Source organism: Oleiphilus sp. HI0125 (assembly GCF_001635355.1).
This window is the reverse complement of sequence record NZ_LWGF01000413.1, coordinates 1-515: the sequence shown is the minus strand read 5'-3', so window position 1 is coordinate 515 and position 515 is coordinate 1. Positions and strand designations below refer to the sequence as shown.

The window sequence follows — 515 nt, the reverse complement described above, 5'->3', positions numbered from 1 at the left end:
ACGCTCCTGGTTTATTCATATTAAAAACACGTACAGGCATTTCATGGTCGCGACACAAGCAAATGGCAGTCAAATCCATCACACCAAGCTTACGGTCGAGAACCTCATCGTAAGTAAGGCGATCAAACTTCTTCGCTTTTTTGACTTTCATAGGATCGGCATCATACACGCCGTCAACTTTTGTGGCCTTTAAAACAACATCAGACTCTACCTCTATTCCGCGCAAGCAAGCCGCAGAATCTGTCGTAAAAAATGGATTACCTGTACCTGCACTAAAAATAACAACATCGCCGTCTTTCAACCAACGCATCGCGGTCCTACGATCATAGTGCTCGACAACACCACTCATTGGTATTGCAGACATAACACGCGTGGAAATATTAGACCGCTCTAAAGCATCGCGCATTGCAAGTGCGTTCATTACAGTTGCAAGCATTCCCATATGATCACCCGTTACACGATCCATGCCCGCAGCGCTTAACGCAGCACCTCGGAACAAGTTACCGCCGCCGATT

At 46.6% G+C, this 515-nt stretch carries 1 protein-coding gene; it reads right to left on the bottom strand.

Annotation, left to right across the window (positions count from 1 at the left end):
- The coding region (gene pyrH, locus A3762_RS05495) for a UMP kinase (protein ID WP_068754443.1) at positions 1-515 on the bottom strand (515 nt) is incomplete at both ends.